The 18,081-nt window shown below is 63.3% G+C and carries 15 protein-coding genes, 1 tRNA gene and 1 pseudogene; 14 read left to right on the top strand and 3 right to left on the bottom strand.

Annotated features, from left to right (window positions below; all coding sequences use genetic code 11):
* Positions 1-44: 44 nt before the first annotated feature.
* Positions 45-983, bottom strand: a complete 939-nt coding sequence (locus AC0L3I_RS23055; protein ID WP_473485718.1) for a LysR family transcriptional regulator — start codon at positions 981-983, stop codon at positions 45-47.
* A gap of 126 nt (positions 984-1,109) precedes the next feature.
* On the opposite strand from AC0L3I_RS23055, the gene AC0L3I_RS23050 reads away from it, so the two are divergent.
* Complete coding sequence (locus AC0L3I_RS23050) at positions 1,110-2,168, top strand: class I SAM-dependent methyltransferase (RefSeq protein ID WP_473485719.1); 1,059 nt, start codon at positions 1,110-1,112, stop codon at positions 2,166-2,168.
* Positions 2,169-2,376: 208 nt separating this feature from the next.
* Here AC0L3I_RS23050 and AC0L3I_RS23045 read toward each other — a convergent pair whose 3' ends face one another.
* Positions 2,377-3,183, bottom strand: a complete 807-nt coding sequence (locus AC0L3I_RS23045; RefSeq protein ID WP_473485720.1) for an undecaprenyl-diphosphate phosphatase — start codon at positions 3,181-3,183, stop codon at positions 2,377-2,379.
* A gap of 198 nt (positions 3,184-3,381) precedes the next feature.
* Here AC0L3I_RS23045 and AC0L3I_RS23040 point away from each other — a divergent pair, with 198 nt between their 5' ends.
* The 10 genes from AC0L3I_RS23040 to AC0L3I_RS22995 all read left to right on the top strand — a co-directional run bounded on the left by AC0L3I_RS23040 (position 3,382) and on the right by AC0L3I_RS22995 (position 13,631).
* Positions 3,382-4,074, top strand: coding sequence for a glutathione S-transferase family protein (locus AC0L3I_RS23040; protein ID WP_123145987.1), 693 nt, complete (start codon positions 3,382-3,384; stop codon positions 4,072-4,074).
* Positions 4,055-5,215, top strand: coding sequence for a tRNA epoxyqueuosine(34) reductase QueG (gene queG, locus AC0L3I_RS23035; RefSeq protein ID WP_473528319.1), 1,161 nt, complete (start codon positions 4,055-4,057; stop codon positions 5,213-5,215). The genes AC0L3I_RS23040 and queG overlap by 20 nt, the downstream gene beginning before the upstream one ends.
* Positions 5,212-6,117, top strand: coding sequence for an SDR family oxidoreductase (locus AC0L3I_RS23030; protein ID WP_473528318.1), 906 nt, complete (start codon positions 5,212-5,214; stop codon positions 6,115-6,117). Before queG ends, AC0L3I_RS23030 begins: the two co-directional genes overlap by 4 nt.
* 136 nt (positions 6,118-6,253) lie before the next feature.
* A complete protein-coding gene (gene mepA, locus AC0L3I_RS23025) occupies positions 6,254-7,342 on the top strand; it encodes a penicillin-insensitive murein endopeptidase (protein ID WP_473528317.1) in 1,089 nt (362 codons plus the stop codon).
* Between the two features lie 414 nt (positions 7,343-7,756).
* A complete protein-coding gene (locus AC0L3I_RS23020; protein WP_473485724.1) occupies positions 7,757-8,776 on the top strand; it encodes a glucokinase in 1,020 nt (339 codons plus the stop codon).
* 127 nt (positions 8,777-8,903) lie between these two features.
* Positions 8,904-10,757, top strand: coding sequence for an ABC transporter ATP-binding protein (locus tag AC0L3I_RS23015; RefSeq protein ID WP_473528316.1), 1,854 nt, complete (start codon positions 8,904-8,906; stop codon positions 10,755-10,757).
* Positions 10,754-11,596: a 4-hydroxy-tetrahydrodipicolinate reductase gene (gene dapB, locus AC0L3I_RS23010; protein ID WP_473528315.1), complete on the top strand. Its 843-nt coding sequence runs from the start codon at positions 10,754-10,756 to the stop codon at positions 11,594-11,596. The genes AC0L3I_RS23015 and dapB overlap by 4 nt, the downstream gene beginning before the upstream one ends.
* A 32-nt stretch (positions 11,597-11,628) precedes the next feature.
* Positions 11,629-12,273, top strand: coding sequence for a 2,3-bisphosphoglycerate-dependent phosphoglycerate mutase (locus AC0L3I_RS23005; protein ID WP_473528314.1), 645 nt, complete (start codon positions 11,629-11,631; stop codon positions 12,271-12,273).
* Between the two features lie 56 nt (positions 12,274-12,329).
* Positions 12,330-12,414 (top strand) — tRNA-Leu (locus AC0L3I_RS23000).
* Positions 12,415-13,019: 605 nt separating this feature from the next.
* Entirely contained in the window at positions 13,020-13,631 is a 612-nt protein-coding gene (locus tag AC0L3I_RS22995) for a tyrosine-type recombinase/integrase (protein WP_473528313.1), read from the top strand.
* 835 nt (positions 13,632-14,466) lie between these two features.
* On the opposite strand, the pseudogene AC0L3I_RS22990 reads toward AC0L3I_RS22995, so the two are convergent.
* Positions 14,467-14,793 (bottom strand): annotated as a pseudogene (locus tag AC0L3I_RS22990) (DUF4143 domain-containing protein); the annotation flags it as partial.
* Between the two features lie 159 nt (positions 14,794-14,952).
* On the opposite strand from AC0L3I_RS22990, the gene AC0L3I_RS22985 reads away from it, so the two are divergent.
* From AC0L3I_RS22985 to AC0L3I_RS22975, 3 genes are all read left to right on the top strand, one after another.
* A complete protein-coding gene (locus tag AC0L3I_RS22985) occupies positions 14,953-16,155 on the top strand; it encodes an ABC transporter substrate-binding protein (RefSeq protein WP_473528312.1) in 1,203 nt (400 codons plus the stop codon).
* 78 nt (positions 16,156-16,233) lie between these two features.
* The gene (locus tag AC0L3I_RS22980) at positions 16,234-17,100 is read left to right on the top strand and encodes a branched-chain amino acid ABC transporter permease (protein WP_473528311.1); all 867 of its coding nucleotides are present in this window, start codon (positions 16,234-16,236) and stop codon (positions 17,098-17,100) included.
* A 5-nt stretch (positions 17,101-17,105) separates the two neighbouring features.
* Complete coding sequence (locus AC0L3I_RS22975) at positions 17,106-18,080, top strand: branched-chain amino acid ABC transporter permease (protein WP_095491656.1); 975 nt, start codon at positions 17,106-17,108, stop codon at positions 18,078-18,080.
* The last annotated feature ends 1 nt before the right edge of the window (position 18,081 follow it).

The raw sequence follows: 18,081 nt of genomic DNA, 5'->3' as shown, positions 1-18,081 counted from the left end.
CCCAACGAACAGCGCTGCCAGGCCGACGGTGCCGACGGGGGCACCTATTGGGCCGTTTGCCAGTCGTGCTCCTTCACCGCCTTGGCAAAAGCCGAGACAACAGGTGAAGGCAAGCGGTCGGCCACTGAAACGAGCGACACCTCGCGTATGATTTCAGGGTCGACGACGGGCCTGTGACAGACACCGGGATGGCTGGCCGAGTACTCCGCGATGAAGCAGACGCCCATGCCCGCAGCGATCATCGCCAGAATCCAATCCTCGCGCTCGCTGCGGAAGGCGCTGCGGATATCGAAGCCGATATTCCGGCATAGCCCGTCTATGTGATCGCCATATTCGCAATTGATGCGCTCAAGATAGGCTTCGCCACGGACGTCGGTAAGATGAAGCGTATTGCGCATCTCGAAAGGATGGCCGGTCGAGAAGGCGAGCCCGAAGCGCTCCCGGTAAACAGGATCCGCCTTCAGACCATGGCCGAAGGGTTCGGGCCTGGCCAGCAGGGCGACGTCAAGCTTGCCCTCCATCAGAAGGTCGGTGAGATGGCTTGCCGGGCCCTCGATCACTGTCACTTCTATGCCTGGATAGCGCTCTCGAAAGATATTGAGGAAGCCGATGAAGCGCAGCGGGCCTATGGTGCACATCACACCGAGCGTCAGCGACGCGGTTTCCAGAGAGAGGAAGCTCCTGGCTGTCCTCTTCGCAGTCTCCGAACGCCGGAAAACTTCGTCCAGATGGGTCCGCATCAGACAGCCAAAATCGGTGAGCCGGACGCGAGTTTTCTCGCGGTGGAAAAGATGGCCGCCAAGTTCCGCCTCCAGCTTCTGTATGGCCCGCGTCAGCGCAGGTTGGCCGACGTGAACGAGGTCCGCCGCGCGATGAAAGTTGAGAGTCTCGCTGGCCGCCAGAAAATAGCGGATTTCGTGCATCTCCATGAAACGCCCCCTCGCCGATGTCTCGTGTGCATCGTCGCGATGATAATTCGGCATTATCCGCCGCCCTCACGCTCAAGTAAACTTCACCAGCCTTTATGGCAGCTTGGCCGCTGCTGGAGCCGATCTGAACCAGGATCGGGCGTCACCGAACGCGGTTGGAGAGCCCAAAGGGAGATTCCGATGCCTGAAGCGAGTCAGGAAAAGTTGGACGCATTCTTGGGGAAAATGGTCGGCGATCTCGGTGCGATCGCTACGGGCGCGGGGGTCTTGCTGGGCGACAGACTCGGCCTGTTCAAGGCATTGCGCGAAGGTGGCAAGATGACGGCGGCCGAACTTTCGACACGCACCGGCACCCAGGAACGCCTTGTAAGGGAGTGGCTTTCCGGGCAGGCGGCGGCGGGCTACGTCGACTACGATGAAGCCAAGGACGAGTTCTATCTCAACGCCGAGCAGGAGCTGGTGTTCGCCGATGAGGATAGCCCGGCCTTCATGGCTGGCGCATTCGAGGTCCTATCCGCGCTATGGCTCGACGAAGAAAAGGTGAGGCAGGCATTCCAGTCCGGTAAGGGCGTTGCATGGCACGATCATAGCGCGTGTCTGTTTCGCGGTACGGAACGGTTCTTCCGTCCAGGCTATAATGCCAATCTGATCGACTCCTGGCTGCCGGCCCTGGAGGGCGTAGTCGAGAAGCTCGAACGCGGCGTCGAGGTCGCGGATGTCGGATGCGGTCATGGCGCATCGACCGTGCTCATGGCACGTGCTTTCCCCAATTCGCGCTTCGTCGGCTTCGATTATCACGCCCCTTCGATCGAGCGCGCCCGCAAGGCCGCCGAGGAAGCCGGCGTCGGCGCCAACACGCGCTTCGAGGTCGCGGCCGCCAAGACCTATCCCGGCACCTATGACCTCGTCGCTTTTTTCGATTGCCTTCACGACATGGGCGACCCGGCGGGCGCCGCCACCCATGTCCACGGGTCGCTCAAACCGGATGGCACGTGGATGATCGTCGAGCCGTTCGCGCATGATCATCTAGCGGCGAACCTCAATCCCGTCGGACGCGTCTACTATGCCGCTTCCACGTTCGTGTGCACGCCCGCGTCCCTGTCGCAGGAAGTCGGGCTCGGGCTTGGCGCCCAGGCCGGCGAGGCGAGGCTACGCCAGGTGGTGACCGGCGGCGGCTTCAAGCGATTCCGTCGCGCCACGGAGACGCCGTTCAACATGGTGCTGGAGGCCCGCCCCTAGCGCGGCCGTCGATAGAAATTGCAGCTCAAAGGGATCGGAGGAAGCTATCGCCCTCCATGATCGCCATTCTCGACAGGTTCCGTGATCTGCTTGAAGACCTCGGTGGCGATCTCGGCGTGACGGACCCGTCTCGGGGCTGGTTGTTGCGGGAGTGACTTAAGGAGCCCAATCAGCGATGGCTGAAGGGCGATAAACTAACTGTGCCGCCTTACCCCCAGACGAAAAGCGCCGCCAGGCCGACGGTGCCGATGACCAGCCGCCACCAGCCGAACAGCGAATAGCCGTGGCGCGAGACGTAGTTGAGCAGGAATCGCACGACGATAAGCGCCGCGACGAAGGCCGCCATGAAACCGGCGACGATTATGGGCAGATCGGCGCTGGTCAGCACATTGCGGTTCTTGAAAAGGTCGAAGGCGAAGGCGCCGACCATCGTCGGCATGGCGAGGAAGAAGGAGAATTCCGCAGCCGCCCGTTTGTCGACGCCCAGAAGCAGCGCGCCGACGATCGTCGAGCCGGAGCGCGATGTGCCGGGGATCAGCGAAAGGCACTGGAACAGTCCGATCTGCAGATAGAGCCTGAGCGGAAACCGCTCGACGTCATGGTAGAGCGGCTTCGGCTTGAACCGATCCACCCACAGCAGGACGACGCCGCCGATGATCAGCATGACGCAGATCAGCCTCGGCGATTCAAACAGCACCGTCTTGATGAAGCCATGCGCCAGGGCGCCGATGACGGCCGCCGGCAGGAAGGCGACGAGGATGCCGAGGACGAAATGCCGCGTCACCCGATCACGCGGCAGATCCACCAGCATCTGCCACAGACGATGGAAATAGACGCTGAGGATAGCCAGTATGGCGCCGAGCTGGATCAGGATCTCGAAGGCCTTGCCGGTCGAATGGAAGCCGAGAAAATGGCCGGCAAGCAGGATATGGCCGGTCGACGAGACCGGAATAAACTCGGTCATGCCCTCGATCATGCCGAGCAGCAGCGCTTCGACGATGGTCTGGCTTTCCATGTAAACCTCGGAGTTCGAGTGAGGGCTTTGAAGAACGGCTTGCTTGTCATGGCGCGGAACTCCTCCTATAGGTCGCAGCACCCTGACGGTCCTCTGAATCGGGGCGGCCCTTTGAACCGGGCAGCCCTCTGAATCGGGGCGGCCAAGACTTACCGGCGCAGCCGGCGATTTGCCAGTGCGCTCTATTATCGCGGGACCATGCTGACGCTTTTCCACCACCCGATGTTCGCCACCTGCCGCTTCGTTCGCCTCGCTTTCGGCGAGTATGGAGAGGAGCTGGCGCTGATCGAGGAAAAGCCGTGGATGCGGCGCAAGGAGTTCCTGGCGCTGAACCCGGCAGGCACGCTGCCGATCCTGCTTGCCGAGGGCGACGTGCCGATCGTCGGCGCCATGGTCATCGCCGAATATCTCGACGAGACGCGCGGCGTGCTCAAGCGCGACAAGCGGCTGTTCGCCGAGGACCCGATGGGGCGCGCCGAAATCCGCCGGCTGACCGACTGGTATCTCAGCAAGGCTGATGGCGAGGTGACGCGGCATCTGGTGCGCGAGCGCGTGCTGAAGCCGGTCATGCCGGAAACGGCGGGCGGCGGTTCGCCAGATTCGGCGGCGATTCGTGCAGCGCGCGCCAATATCCGGCAGCACATGAAATATACCAACTGGCTGGCCGGCACACGCCATTGGCTGGCCGGCAACAAGGTCACCTATGCCGACCTCGCGGCTGCGGCTGCTCTGTCCGTGCTCGACTATCTCGGCGAGATCGACTGGCGTGAACATGCTGCCGCGCGCGAATGGTATGCACGGGTGAAATCACGGCCATCGTTCCGGCCGCTTTTGTCCGACCGGGTACGCGGCCTTTCGCCGGTGTCACATTATGCGGACCTCGATTTCTAGAGCGCAAAACCTGCGCGCGCTGATCGACCGCGAGGCTCGGCGCGCCGGTTTCGATGCCGTTGCCGTCACCACGCCAAATGCCATCCCGCAGGCGCCGGCCAGGCTGGCCGAATTCGTCGCCGACGGCTTTCACGGTTCGATGGGCTGGATCGCCGAGACACTCGAGCGCCGCGGCGAGCCGACGGCACTTTGGCCCGAAGTTCGCTCCATCATCGTGCTCGCCATGAACTATGGCCCCGACCACGACCCGCGCGCGGTCCTAGTGAAGCGCGAGCGCGGCGCGATCTCCGTCTATGCGCAGAACCGTGATTATCACGACGTGATGAAAGGCCGCCTGAAAGAGATCGCCGGCAAGATCGCGGCCCGCGCCGGCGGCGACGTTAAAGTGTTCGTCGATACTGCTCCGGTGATGGAAAAGCCGCTGGCAGAAGCCGCCGGCCTCGGCTGGCAAGGCAAGCACACCAATCTGGTCAGCCGCGAGCACGGCTCCTGGCTGTTCCTCGGCACCATCTTTACGACGGCCGAGCTTGTGCCCGATACGCCCGAGGACGACCATTGCGGCTCGTGCCGCGCCTGTCTCGACGCTTGTCCGACCGACGCCTTTCCGGCTCCCTACCGGCTCGATGCGCGACGCTGCATCTCCTATCTCACCATCGAGAACAAGGGCCCGATCCCGCATGAGTTCCGGGAAAAAATCGGCAACCGCATCTATGGCTGCGACGACTGTCTCGCCGCCTGCCCGTGGAACAAGTTTGCCCAGGCGGCATCCGAGGCAAAGCTCGTCGCCCGCGCGGACTTGCGCGAACCGCCGCTCGCCGATCTCTTAGCGCTCGATGACGCTGCTTTCCGGTCGTTCTTCACTGGTTCGCCGATCAAGCGGATCGGTCGCGACCGCTTTGTCCGCAATGTGCTGATCGCCGCCGGCAATTCCGGCGAACCCTCGCTCGGCAACGCCGTGTGCGCGCTGCTCAGCGATGCCTCGCCTCTGGTGCGTGGCGCGGCGGTATGGGCGCTGTCGCGGCTTGTGCCAGAGACCGAATTTGCCAAATTTGCGAGCTCTGCACTGAAAGCAGAAGGTGACGAGGCCGTGCGACGCGAATGGCGCCTGGCGCTGGCAAATCAAATCGAGGCGCATGCATGAGCCAGAAGCAGACCTTCATTTTCGGCGCCGGCTATTCGGGCAAGGCATTTGCCCGCGCCAACAGGGATGCCGGCACGATCCTTGGCACGACACGCGCGTCGGAGAAATTCGAAGCGCTGCTGCGGGCCGGAATCCAGCCGCTGCTTTTCGACGGCGCGCTGACACCCGAAATCAGCGACGCGCTCAAAAAAACAACCCATCTCGTCGTCTCGGTGGCGCCGGAAGAGGCCGGCGATCCAGTGCTGAATGCGGCGCGCGGGACAATCGCGGCGGAGATGCCGGCGCTCGAATGGATCGCCTATCTCTCCACCGTCGGCGTTTATGGCGACCACGGCGGCGGCTGGGTCGACGAGACCGCCGAATGCCGGCCGCTGTCGAAGCGCTCTATGCTGCGTGTCGCCGCCGAGCAGGACTGGCTGAAACTGGGTCGGGACATCGGCCGGCCGGTGGCGATCCTGCGGCTTTCCGGCATTTACGGGCCGGGCCGCAATGCCCTGGTCAATCTGGAAGACGGCACCGCGCGGCGGCTGGTCAAGCCGGGCCAGGTGTTCAACCGCATCCATTGCGACGACATTGCGGGGGCGCTCTGGCATCTGCTCAAGGACAATCGCGGCGGCATCTTCAACGTCACCGACGACCTGCCGGCGCCGCCGCAGGACGTCGTCGCCTATGCCGCGGGGCTGATGGGCGTCACACCGCCACCCGAAATTCCGTTCGAGACCGCCCAGCTTTCGCCGATGGCGCGGTCCTTCTATGGCGAGAACAAGCGTGTCGCCAACACGGCGATCAAGGCTGCCGGCTATCGCTTCCGCTTTCCCGACTACCGGGTGGCCTTCGACCATATCTGGGCTGAGGGCAACTGGCGCGACGGCGAGGCGCGCAGCCCGATGAAGCGGTCGTGATCGAAACCGCGCGCCGGGCGTGATATGATTCGACTAAATCGCAGAGGGGTTCTGCCTCATGAAAACGTTGAAGCGATCATTGCCCGGTAGAACGCTGCTGCTAAAGCGCGTCGCAACGCGCTTTAGATCTCTGTCGATGCATGTCGTTGTCCAAAAACCGCTGCGCACTTTTGGGCGACATGCATTAGCAGCGCTCGCCGTTCTCGCCCTGGCAGGGCTTGCAGCACGACCTGCAGCGGCCGAAGAGCTTGCGAAAAACCTGTTCGGCGCCAAAAAGCTGCCGGCCGTTGCTGCGCCGCAATCGATCGGCTTTTATTCCAAGGGCTGCTTTGCCGGCGGCGTCGCCATTCCCCTGGACGGCCCGAAATGGGAGGTGATGCGGCCTTCGCGCAACCGCCGCTGGGGCCATCCGACAATGATCGCGCTGATCGAGAAACTGTCGCGCGACGCCGCGGCCGACGGCTGGCCCGGCCTGCTGGTCGGCGACATTTCGCAGCCGCGCGGCGGCCCGATGCTGAGCGGCCATGCCTCGCACCAGATCGGCCTCGACGCCGACATCTGGCTGACGCCGATGCCCGACCGCAAGCTTTCGCTCGAGCAGCGCGAAAACATGAGCGCCACCTTGCTTGTCGATGAAAAGAACCACCTGGTGAAAGATGCGCTCTGGGTGCCGGCGCATATGCGGCTCCTGAAGCGCGCGGCAAGCTACGCGGAAGTCGAGCGCATCCTGGTCAATCCCGGCATCAAGAAGAAGCTCTGCGACACGGTGAAAGGCGACCGCGCATGGCTGCGCAAGGTCAGGCCGTTCTGGGGCCACGACTATCACTTCCACATCCGCATCGGCTGCCAGCCCGGCTCGCCCAATTGCAAAGCGCAGGAAAACACGGCGCCCGGCGACGGCTGCGACCAGTCGCTGGCCTGGTGGTTCACGGAGGAACCGTGGCGTCCCAACAAGAACCCGGATAGGCCGAAAGCGCGCGACCTGATGACCATGGCGAGCCTGCCCGCAGCATGCCAGGCGGTGCTCGATGGGCCAGATCCGGCTTCGGCGGAGGCGGTCACCTATTATGGCGACGGCGTGCCGGTCGCGGCTGCACCCGTTCTCATGACGGCTCCGGCGCGGGCATCCGCAAGCGGCGGAGCAGCGCTTCCGGCCTCGGTCAACGCCTTCGCGGCAACGCCGGAGATCGGCATTCCGCTGCCGCGGCCGCGACCGGGGAACTGAGGCCAGGATAATCGCCTCGACTTCCGCTGATGTTGGCGACGACCAACTGTTGGGGTCGGCGCCGCCCCTCATTGCCCTGCCCGTCCTCCGCAGCAGCTGCGGAGGGTGGACCGGGCATTTCTCCCCGTATAGTGACGAGGAGAAAGGGGCTGGCCGCTGCCTTGGCGCCGTTCTTGCATCGTTGGAGATTAGCGAACCATCGATGAAAGCGCCCCCTCTCCCCGTCACTATACGGGGAGAGGATGCCGGCAGGCAGGTGAGGGGCAGCGCCAACGCTGAATGGGGCAAGGACGAAATTCGGACCTGAAGTGATTGCACCGGAACTGACTCTGAAGCGACTTTCCCTTTCCCGGGTCATGCGCTAGTCAACGAAAGAACGGCGGAACGCCACTGGGAACCGGGACGGACGAGAGCATGCCAGGCGACGACGACACAGCGCTGCAGTTTCCGGTCCTGATCGGCGACATTGGCGGCACCAATGCGCGCTTTTCGATCGTGCTCGACGCGAACTCGGTACCAACCGAACCGCAGATCGTCCAGACCGCCAATTTCAACACGATCGACGAGGCGATCCAGGCGGCGGTGCTCGACCGCTCGTCGGTCCGGCCCAACTCCGCGGTGCTGGCGGTGGCCGGTCCGGTCGATAGCGACGAGATCCCGCTCACCAACTGTCCGTGGATCGTCAAGCCGCGAAAGATGTTTGCCAGCCTCGGCCTCAGCGACGTCGTGGTGCTCAATGATTTCGAGGCGCAGGCGCTGGCCGTCGTGGCGCTCGGCGAAGAGCATATGGAAAAGATCGGCGGCGATGCGCCGGAGCCCAATGCCGGACGGGTGGTGCTCGGTCCCGGAACCGGGCTTGGCGTCGCCGGCCTGGTCCACGCGCTGAACCACTGGATTCCGGTGCCCGGCGAGGGGGGACACATGGACATCGGGCCGCGCTCGCCGCGCGATTTCCAGGTCTTTCCGCATATTGAGAAGCTCGATGGCAGAATCTCCGGCGAACAGATTTTGTCCGGACGCGGCCTGGTCAATGCGTATCGGGCGGTGGCCAAGGCGGACGGCAAGCCGACGCCTTTCACCACGCCGGCCGAGGTCACCGCCGCGGCATTGGCCAAATCAGATCCGGTGGCCGAGGAAGCGCTGTCGATGTTCGTCACCTGCCTGGGGCGCACCGCCGGCGACCTTGCGCTGGTGTTCATGAGCCGCGGCGGCGTCTTCCTGACCGGCGGCATCGCGCAGAAAATCCTGCCGGCGCTGAAAACCGGCAATTTCCGCGCCGCCTTCGAGGACAAGGCGCCGCACAGCGAGCTGATGCGCACCATGCCCGTCTATGTGATCACCCATCCGCTGGCAGCGCTTTCCGGCCTTGCCGCCTATGCCAGAAACCCGTCGCTGTTCGGCGTCCAGACCGCCGGGCGGCGCTGGCGGGCCTAGATGACGACAGAAGCCGCGGCGAAGTTTTGCCGGCCTCTGCCATAGGCAAGCCGCCGCCGGGGCGCTAAGAGGATTGCCGAATTGGCCCGGCCGCGGAGCCGAACCGACATCACGGAACGATCCCGACTTGAACCAGTCGCCAAACCACCAAGCCAAAGCCCGGCCCGGCCAGATCGTGGCGGTGATCCGCCGCATCATCGCCGAGAATAGCCGCGACTATCGCTGGTATTATGTTCTGGCGGTTCTGTGCCTGGTGACGGTTGCGGCCACGACTGCCTTCACCGCCTGGATCATGAAGGATGTCGTCGACCAGATCTTCTATGAGCAGCGCGGCGATCTCATCGCGCTGATCTGTCTATCGATCCTGGGCGCCTTCATGCTGCGCGGGCTGGCCACCTACGGCCAGGCGGTGACGCTGGCCAGGATCGGCAACAATCTGGTGGCCCGATACCAACGCCGCATCTTCGCTCACCTGATGAAGCTCGGCATCGGTTTCTTCAACGACACGCGCTCGGGACGGCTGGCCGCCCAGATCAACGAGAACGTCAACGGCATCCGCGACCTGCTGTCGATGACGCTGACATCAGTGGCACGCGACGCCGTATCGCTGGCCGCGCTGATCGGCGTCATGATCTGGCAGGATCCGATGCTGTCCCTGATGTCGCTGCTGATCGGGCCGCCGCTAATCTACACCGTCGTCTACCTCACCCGCAGGATAAGACGCGCCACGCGCGAAGCCGTGCAGATCAACTCGCGGCTGATCGGCGCCATGCAGGAAGCAACGCAAGGCATCGCCATCGTCAAGGCGTTTACGCTGGAGGACGAGCTGTCGCGCCGCGTCAGCGGCCTTGTCGACGGTGCCGAGCAACGGGCAAACCGCATCGCCCGCGTGTCGGAACGATTGACGCCGATCTCCGAAATGCTGGCCGGCTTCGCCGTCGCCGGCGTCATCGCCTATTCAGGCTATCGGGCGGCCGTCGGCGGCCAGCCGCCTGGCGCCGTCTTTGCCTTCATCACCGCATTGCTGCTCGCCTACGACCCGGCCCGGCGGCTGGCGCGCATGCAGGTCGGCATGGAACGGGCGCTGGTCAATGCACGCATGATCTACGAGCTGCTCGACCTCGAGCCGCAGCAAGGCGACGCGGCCGGAGCGGCCGAAGCGAAGATCACCAGGGGCGAGGTGCGTTTCAACAATGTGTCGTTCGGCTATGTCGCCGACGCTCCGGTGCTGCAGGATCTCAGCTTCGTCGCCGCCGCCGGCAAGATGACGGCCATCGTCGGCGCCTCGGGCGCCGGCAAGTCGACGCTGGTGGCGCTTCTGCAGCGTTTCCACGATGTCGAGGCGGGCAGCATCGAGGTCGACGGCCAGGACATTTTAGAGGTGACCAAGCAGTCGCTGCGCCGCTCCATCGCCTATGTCTCGCAGCAGCCCTATCTGTTCGAAGGCACCATTCGCGACAATATCCGCTACGGGCGGCTGAGCGCCAGCGACGCCGAGATCGAACTGGCCGCACAACAGGCCGAGGCCGATGGCTTCATCCGCCAGCAGCCGCTAGGCTATGACACCCCTGTCGGTGAAGGCGGCCTGACGCTATCGGGCGGCCAGCGCCAGCGCCTGTCGATCGGCCGCGCCATCGTGCGGGAGGCGCCGATCCTGCTGCTCGACGAGGCGACCTCGGCGCTCGACAACGAGGCCGAAGCGCGCGTCCAGCAGGCGCTGACCCAGGTTATGCAAGGGCGCACGACCATCGTCATCGCGCACCGGCTGTCGACGGTGGTCAATGCCGACCACATCATCGTGCTAGAACAGGGCCGGCTGGTCGAACAAGGCACGCATGCCTCGCTGATGGCCGACCCGCATAGCGTATATGCCCGGTTCCACCGGGTGCAGGGCAACAAGGGGCTGGGGCTTGTCGACGACGGCAAGCCAATCCAAACTCCGCTGCGGCGCGCGAAAAAAGCGATTGGGAGAGATTTATGAGCGGTACGGCCACAAACGACCCCCCCGTCAATGAAATGGGCCTGGTGGTGGTCGGCGCGGCCGGCCGCATGGGCCAGGCGCTGATCCGCGCCATCCACACCATACCGGGGGCACGCGTCGCCGGCGCGATCGAGCGGCCCGGCTCGCCACATCTCGGCAAGGATGCCGGCGAGCTTGGCGGCATCGGCACTATCGGCGTGGCGATCGGCGACGACCCGCTACCGGCCTTCGCCAGGGCCGACGGCGTACTCGATTTCACAAGCCCGGCGGCGACTGTCGAATTCGCCGGCTATGCGGCGCAGGCGCGCATCGCCCACGTCATCGGCACCACCGGCTGCTCGGCGGACGACAATGCCAAGATCGCCGCGGCGGCGCGCCATGCTACGATCGTGAAGTCAGGCAATATGAGCCTCGGCGTCAATCTGCTGGCGGTGCTGGTGGAGCAGGCGGCGCGCGCGCTCGATGCCGACGATTTCGACATCGAAATCCTCGAAATGCATCACCGGCACAAGGTCGACGCGCCCTCGGGAACGGCGCTCCTGCTCGGTGAAGCCGCCGCCACTGGGCGCGGCATCGATCTTGACGGGAGCAGCGTGCGGTCGCGTGACGGCCACACCGGCGTTCGAAAGGCGGGCTCGATCGGCTTCGCCACGCTGCGCGGCGGCTCGGTGGTCGGCGACCATTCCGTGGTGCTGGCCGGCACCGGCGAGCGCATCACGCTCGCCCATCACGCCGAGGACCGGGCGATCTTCGCCCGCGGCGCAGTCAAGGCAGCACTGTGGGCGCGCGGCAGGAAGCCGGGACTGTATTCGATGCGGGACGTGCTCGGACTCGTCTGAGACGATCTGATCCACAAACTGAAGGAGCAAAAATGTCGGGAACTCTCGTGCTCGTGCGCCATGGCCAGAGCGAATGGAACCTGAAGAACCTTTTCACCGGCTGGCGCGATGTCGACCTGACCGATCTGGGCCACGCCGAGGCCAAGGAGGCGGGCGCCAAGCTGAAGGCGCGCGGCATGAAGTTCGACATCGCCTTCACGTCGTCGCTGATCAGGGCGCAGAAGACCTGCCAGCATATTCTCGACGCCGTCGGCCAGAGCGATCTCGAGACGATCCGCGACCAGGCGCTGAACGAGCGCGACTATGGCGACCTCTCCGGCCTCAACAAGGACGACGCGCGCCAGAAATGGGGCGAGGAGCAGGTGCATGTCTGGCGCCGCTCGTACGACGTGCCGCCGCCCGGCGGCGAAAGCCTGAAGGACACCGGCGCGCGCGTCTGGCCCTATTATCTGCACGACCTGCAGCCGCATGTGCTGCGCGGCGGCACCGTGCTGGTGGCGGCGCACGGCAATTCGCTGCGCGCGCTCATCATGGCGCTGGACGGCAAGTCGGGCGAGGAGATCGTCAGACTGGAGCTCGGCACCGGCGTGCCCGTCATCTACAAGCTCAATGCCGATTCGACGGTGGCATCGAAGGAGGTGCTGGTGGGTGAGCCGGCGCGCGGGCGTGTTTCTTGATTGAGCAAAAAAGCGCGTTGACACTCACCCCTTGCCCGCCTAAAGAGCCCGCACCAGCCCAGATGGCGGAATTGGTAGACGCGCACGGTTCAGGTCCGTGTTCCGCAAGGAGTGGAGGTTCGAGTCCTCTTCTGGGCACCATCTATCTGCAGCGCACGGGCGCAGCCAAGATAGCCTCGCGAGATGGTTGCCGCCGCCTTGTTCGCCTTGACGAGCTTGTCTTTCCGGCCGACGATATCCTCGGCGGCGATGCGAGTAATGTCGTCCGCCTTGTTCCCGACGAATGATTTGAGGTCGCGCATGATGCCGCGCCAGCTGGACAGTGTGCTGGCACTCGGATCGGTTTCCGCCTCCCAGCGCTCGAAGAGTTCGTCGAGCGAGATCGGCTTGGCGGTTGGTGCCGTCGGGAACTGCCCAAGCCAGACGCCTCAGGATTCTTCGCCTGCCGAAAATTGCCTGCACGAAGATCGCCCAGCGAAAGATCAGGCTGCCCCTCGCCGATTGCCCGCCCAAATTCGGCAGTAGAAGGTGCCGCTGCGCGTCATCATCCGTTCGGGCAGTTTCGCCATCCTGTTCGAGCCCTGACTATAACAGTCACTGTTACAACTGGGCCGAACTGGATCAGAAAAATCAGAACCTGAAAGAAATCAGGCTCTTAGTTCAGGTTTGCCGTGGCGAACAGGCTCGCGGCCTCCGATCCCTCCCAGGGCATCAAGGTCGCGCGCAAGACGAAGGCGGGCAAGAAGATGCTCGGCTACAGCGGGGAAAAAGTGGCTCGTCTGCTGGACCTGGCCAGCAATGCTTCTGACCCCTGGAAGAAGTGGCTCCCCTGGCTGGCAGCCGCTACGGGCTCTCGAATTGGGGAGGTCGCACAGCTCCACGGCAGTCATGTGTTTGAGGAAGACGGATACCAGGTCGTCAAGATCATGCCCGCAAGCGATGCCGGCAGCCTCAAGAATGCCGAAAGCGAAAGGACCGTGCCGATCCATCCCGCTCTGCTGGCTGCAGGGTTCCTGGAGTTCGTAAGCGCAAAAGGCCAAGGGCCACTCTTCTATGGCCGCTCGTCAGGCGATCCAAAGCGAAAGCACGCCTCGAAGGGCGTTGCCAACCGGCTGGCGTCCTGGATTCGACAGAACGGGTTTTCCGATCGACGCAAGGCGCCGAATCATGCGCTGAGGCACTGGTTCAAGACCGAAGCGTCAAGGGTTGGCATTTCTGACAGCGTGGCCGACGCCATTCAGGGCCACACCGACAGCAGTTCCTCGGGTGTCTACAGGCATATCGGCTTGGCCCTGATGGCATCAGCGCTCGAGAAGATCGAACTGCCGCCGCGCCGCGGCGTGTCCTTAGACGCGTAGAGCTGCTGGAGCAAGGTCGTAACCTCCTGGTTGCGCCAAGAGCGGTTATCGCCGAACCACTACTCAGACGTCGCATTTGGGGGGCCGACAAACGAACCCGCTGCGCGGGATGGGCGCGCGCGGTAAGGGCTCGCGCTCGCCCGCGAACTGCTCGCGGTCGCGAGCCCACCGCCTGTGGCCCGTCCTTCCTCGGGGACTTTCGTACGCCTGCCGGCGCCCGAAACTCTTCACGATAGCGGACTGGCAGCTTTCCGGTGTCCGAAAGGACAATAGTGGACGTTCAGATCGGGAGGACCGAGGTCTCAGACCGGCGCGACCTCGCCAACTCCTGGTCTCCTGCACCGAATCACGGCGAGAAACACCAAATCGCCTGAATGCGTGCCTAGCCGTCCTAAAGGGGCTATAAAGTACCGAACCATGCTGGCGCGCCGTTACCCGGTCACACGCGGGCGATCGTGCCGAAGCAGGAACGCCTGGGCGGCTTAGCGGCCATTATCGACGTCGCCGTCTGTTTCCGTAATGCTGAAAAGGACCGCGTCGATCGCGAGCGGATTTTGCTCGCGCGGATCGGGAACTTGTCGTTGTTCGCTCCAGCATGGATCCCGAGGACACGCTCCAACGCTTTGTCGGCCGTGTCGTTTTCATCGGCGGCGGTCCACCGGTCACGCGGCTGCCCTATGACGGGTCGGCGGACCGCTGGTTCGATGCAAGATGGCTTGCGGGAGGTGGCGAGGTTGCCAGAAATCACCGCGACCAATGAAGGCTCGGCTCGTTTCGATCTGGGAACATTTAGACCACCTCGCGACCCAAGTTCCACACCGCATTTTATGCAACTTTACATCGACCACAGAACCGACAGCGGTGCAGCTTGCAATTTTTCGCCGAACGGCGTCACACGGTGATGGTCGTGCAGCACCAGCCCGCGCACAAAACGATCGCGGACTCCTTCCTGCAACTGGCGCAATCCCCGAAAGTCCTGCGGAACCGTTGCGGAGGCCTTCACCTCGATACCGACGACCCGACCGCGTCGATCCTCGATCACGACGCCGACCTCGTCCTGATCCTTGGTCCGGTAGTGTGAGAAAGACACCCGTCGCTCTGACCACGATGCGAGCTTCAGGAATTCCGACACCACGAAGCTCTCGAGCAAAGCACCGAACCGCGATCGGTCCCTACGTCCTTCATCTACGGCCGGTCACAAGATTGTCAACAATCTTTAAAAGTTTTGTTGACAAGTGATTGATTTGAGCCTTCACTCACAAAAGTCCGCGTATCGGTCGAGTTCTGTCGCAACAATGCGCGGCCTCCAAGGGGAAGAACAATGATCAACAGACGTTCAATAATCACATTCGCCGCGCTCGGCGCCGTCTCCGCGCTGGCAATCATGGCCGGCGGCACAATCACGGTGCACGCCGCCAACAAGGAACTCAAGATCGGCTTTGTCGGCGTGACGAGTGGCGCGGCCGCTGCGTGGGGCACATCCAACGTCCGCTCGATGCAGACACGCGCCGCCTGGATCAACGAAACCGGCGGTGTGAAGATTGGTGACGAGACCTATGACATCAAAATCGTCACCTTCGACGACCAGAAGGACCCGAAGCGGGCGATCGCCGGCATGGAGAAGATGGCCCAGGAGGGCATCCACTATGTCGTCGGTCCGAATGTCGACGACGGCGCGGCGGCGGTGCGTCCCGTGGCAGAATCCAAGGGCATCATCTATTTTCCCTACGCATTCCCGAAGGAACTCTACACCCCGCCGGCGTCCAACGCCGTGCTCGGCATGATCGCCAACTACCAGTCGGCTCCGGCGATCTACAAATATCTCATGGAAAACAGGGGCGTGAAAAAAGTTGCCTTTGTCGCCGCCAACGAATCCGATCCGCTGAGCCAGCGGGATGGCGGTGTTGCCGCGGCAAAGGCGCTCGGGCTCGAGGTTGTGGCTGCCACGGATGTCTACCAAAACGATACCCGCGATTTCACGCCGGTACTGACGCCGATCGTTTTGCAAAAACCGGACCTGCTGGTGCTTTCGGGTGTCGCGCCCGGCAATGCGCCGCTGCTGATCCGCGCCGCGCGCGAGCTCGGCTACGAAGGCCTGATCTCCACCGAAACGGCGCAGGATGCCAAGGTGCTGGAGGAGGGCGCGGGCGAGTTGGCCAACGGCTTCATCTCGGTCGGCGGCGCATCGACGCCCGAAATCGCGTCCGACACGATGAAGGAATTCGTCGACCGCTATACGAAAATGTTCGGCGAATACAATGACGAGTCCAACACCAAGGTCTACGCGCTCGAATACATCATCGAGACGCTGAAGGCGAACCCGGCCGCGATCGACAATGTCGAGGAATTCAAGAAGACGATCGACACTTTCTCGGCGCCCAATCCCTACCTGAAGGACGATGCCAAGCTGACCTATGTCGGAATGACGTCGTTCGGCCAGAAGCGCCAGCTTTCGGTCCCAATGGTGGTCACGGAATACCGCGACGGCAAGTTCGAGACGCTCTTCGTCGCTCAAGTCGATTGACGCAACTGCACCGAAGCGGATTGCCGCAGAGGCTCTCGTGCATTCCTCTTGAGCCTCTGAACGGCCGGAACCATCCTGATGGAACAAGTCATCGCTAACGGGCTCTATCTTGGCGCGCAATACGCCTTGATCGCGCTCGGTCTGACCCTGATCTTCGCGCTGATGAACGTGCTTAACTTTGCCCATGGGCAGATGTACGTTCTCGGCGGCTTCGTCACCTACACCGTCTATGGCCAGCTCGGCATGCCTTTCGTCGTCGCGCTCGTCGCGTCCGGGATCACGCTGCTGGTCATTGGAGCGCTGGTCGAGAAATTCCTTTTCAGAACGGTGATCAAGCGAAGCGTGCGGGAGGAAAGTACGATGCTTCTCGCGGCGGCGGTCGCATTCTTCCTCGACGCCGTGATCCTTCTCCTGTTCGGTGAAAAGCAGCGCGGCGTGCCGAAGATCGTCAACGGAGTCTTCGTCTCCGACAGCCTCATAATGCCTTACGACCGGCTGCTGGTCGGCGCTCTCGCCATACTGTTCATCGCATCCTTCGTGCTTTTCATGCAGTATAGCAAGCCGGGACGCGCCATGCGGGCGCTGGCGCAGGACCGGGTCGCGGCGCAGCTTATGGGCGTCGAGGTCGACCGCTATTCGATGATCGGCTTTGCGCTTGGCGCCATGCTTGCCGGCATAGTCGGCGGGCTGCTGGTCGCCACCACCGGCGTCAATTCGGGCATCGGCGGGCCGATCTCGATCAAGGCGTTCTTGATGGTGATGATCGGTGGGGCCGGCGTCGTCAGCGGAGCGATCGCCGGCGGCTTCATCCTCGGCATGATGGAATCGGTCGGCCTGACGGTGCTACGCCACTATGGCGACGTCACCTATCTCGTCATCTTCGCCGCGCTGATGGTCTTCCTCAGCATCCGCCCGAACGGGCTCATGGGCAAGCCGTGGGGATGATGGACATGAAGCGTACACGCAACATCCTCGCCGTCGCTGTCTTCCTGCTGGTCGTACTCATCGGCGTGCCCTGGCTGATCGAGGCGACCGGTCGGCTCGATCTCTACTACACGCTGACCTCAGTCGCGCTGCTCAGCATCGCCAGCGCCGGCGTGTGGGTGACCTTCTACATCGGCCGCATCAATATCGGCCAGGGTGCCTTCGCGCTTATGGGCGGCTATGTTTCGGCCATCCTTGTTGTCCAGTACGGTGTGTCGTTCTGGCTGACACTGCCGCTGGCCGGGCTGTTCTGCGCCGCTGCAAGCGTGCTGATCGGACTGCCCATCCTCAGGCTCCGCGGCGTCTATTTCGCCATGGTCACGCTGGTTTTGACCGAAGTTGCGCGGCTGCTGGCGCTGGCGCTGCCGATCACCAACGGCGCCAAGGGCATGGTCAGCATTCCGCTCCCCGGCGGCATTTCGATCTTCGGACTGACCATCCTTCCCGATTTCGCAACGCTCGCCAATCCGCGCCCGGCGTTCTATCTCGTCTCGGTGGTGCTGATGGTGCTGTGCTTTGCCGGGCTTTACCGCCTTGTCCATTCGCGCATCGGCAAGCTCTGCCAGTCGCTGCAGCAGAACGAGGAACTGGCCTCCTCGATCGGCGTCAACATCGCCTATCTGCGCGTCATCGCCTACGCCATCTCCTCGTTCCTCGGCGGTCTCGGCGGCGCGATGTTCGTCGCCATCTCGCAGTCGATCTATCCGTCGAGCTTCACCGTCACCGACTCGGTGAACTTCATGCTGAACTGCTTCCTCGGCGGGCTCAGCTACGTCTTCGGGCCTATGATCGGCACCTTCGTGCTCTATTTCGGCTGGGATTTCCTGTTCGAGACCGGCGAGTTCCAGTTGCTGATCTTCTCTTCGGTGCTGATCGCGCTGATGCTGTTCCTTCCCAACGGCCTGCTCAGCCTCAGGCTGTTCGGCAAGAAGCAGGGCTAGG

Source organism: Mesorhizobium sp. WSM4840 (genome assembly GCF_055811755.1).
This window is presented reverse-complemented; position numbering and strand designations above follow the sequence as displayed.

What these genes read in the sequence shown, in the direction of transcription:
- AC0L3I_RS23030 (WP_473528318.1), top strand. Translation starts at nt 5,212, where the DNA reads ATGAGCCAGAAGCAGACCTTCATTTTCGGCGCCGGCTATTCGGGCAAG.
- AC0L3I_RS23055 (WP_473485718.1), bottom strand. Translation starts at nt 983, where the DNA reads ATGCCGAATTATCATCGCGACGATGCACACGAGACATCGGCGAGGGGG.
- AC0L3I_RS23020 (WP_473485724.1), top strand. Translation starts at nt 7,757, where the DNA reads ATGCCAGGCGACGACGACACAGCGCTGCAGTTTCCGGTCCTGATCGGC.
- AC0L3I_RS22980 (WP_473528311.1), top strand. Translation starts at nt 16,234, where the DNA reads ATGGAACAAGTCATCGCTAACGGGCTCTATCTTGGCGCGCAATACGCC.
- AC0L3I_RS23005 (WP_473528314.1), top strand. Translation starts at nt 11,629, where the DNA reads ATGTCGGGAACTCTCGTGCTCGTGCGCCATGGCCAGAGCGAATGGAAC.
- AC0L3I_RS23050 (WP_473485719.1), top strand. Translation starts at nt 1,110, where the DNA reads ATGCCTGAAGCGAGTCAGGAAAAGTTGGACGCATTCTTGGGGAAAATG.
- AC0L3I_RS23040 (WP_123145987.1), top strand. Translation starts at nt 3,382, where the DNA reads ATGCTGACGCTTTTCCACCACCCGATGTTCGCCACCTGCCGCTTCGTT.
- mepA (WP_473528317.1), top strand. Translation starts at nt 6,254, where the DNA reads ATGCATGTCGTTGTCCAAAAACCGCTGCGCACTTTTGGGCGACATGCA.
- AC0L3I_RS22975 (WP_095491656.1), top strand. Translation starts at nt 17,106, where the DNA reads ATGAAGCGTACACGCAACATCCTCGCCGTCGCTGTCTTCCTGCTGGTC.
- queG (WP_473528319.1), top strand. Translation starts at nt 4,055, where the DNA reads ATGCGGACCTCGATTTCTAGAGCGCAAAACCTGCGCGCGCTGATCGAC.
- AC0L3I_RS23045 (WP_473485720.1), bottom strand. Translation starts at nt 3,183, where the DNA reads ATGGAAAGCCAGACCATCGTCGAAGCGCTGCTGCTCGGCATGATCGAG.
- dapB (WP_473528315.1), top strand. Translation starts at nt 10,754, where the DNA reads ATGAGCGGTACGGCCACAAACGACCCCCCCGTCAATGAAATGGGCCTG.
- AC0L3I_RS22985 (WP_473528312.1), top strand. Translation starts at nt 14,953, where the DNA reads ATGATCAACAGACGTTCAATAATCACATTCGCCGCGCTCGGCGCCGTC.
- AC0L3I_RS22995 (WP_473528313.1), top strand. Translation starts at nt 13,020, where the DNA reads ATGCTCGGCTACAGCGGGGAAAAAGTGGCTCGTCTGCTGGACCTGGCC.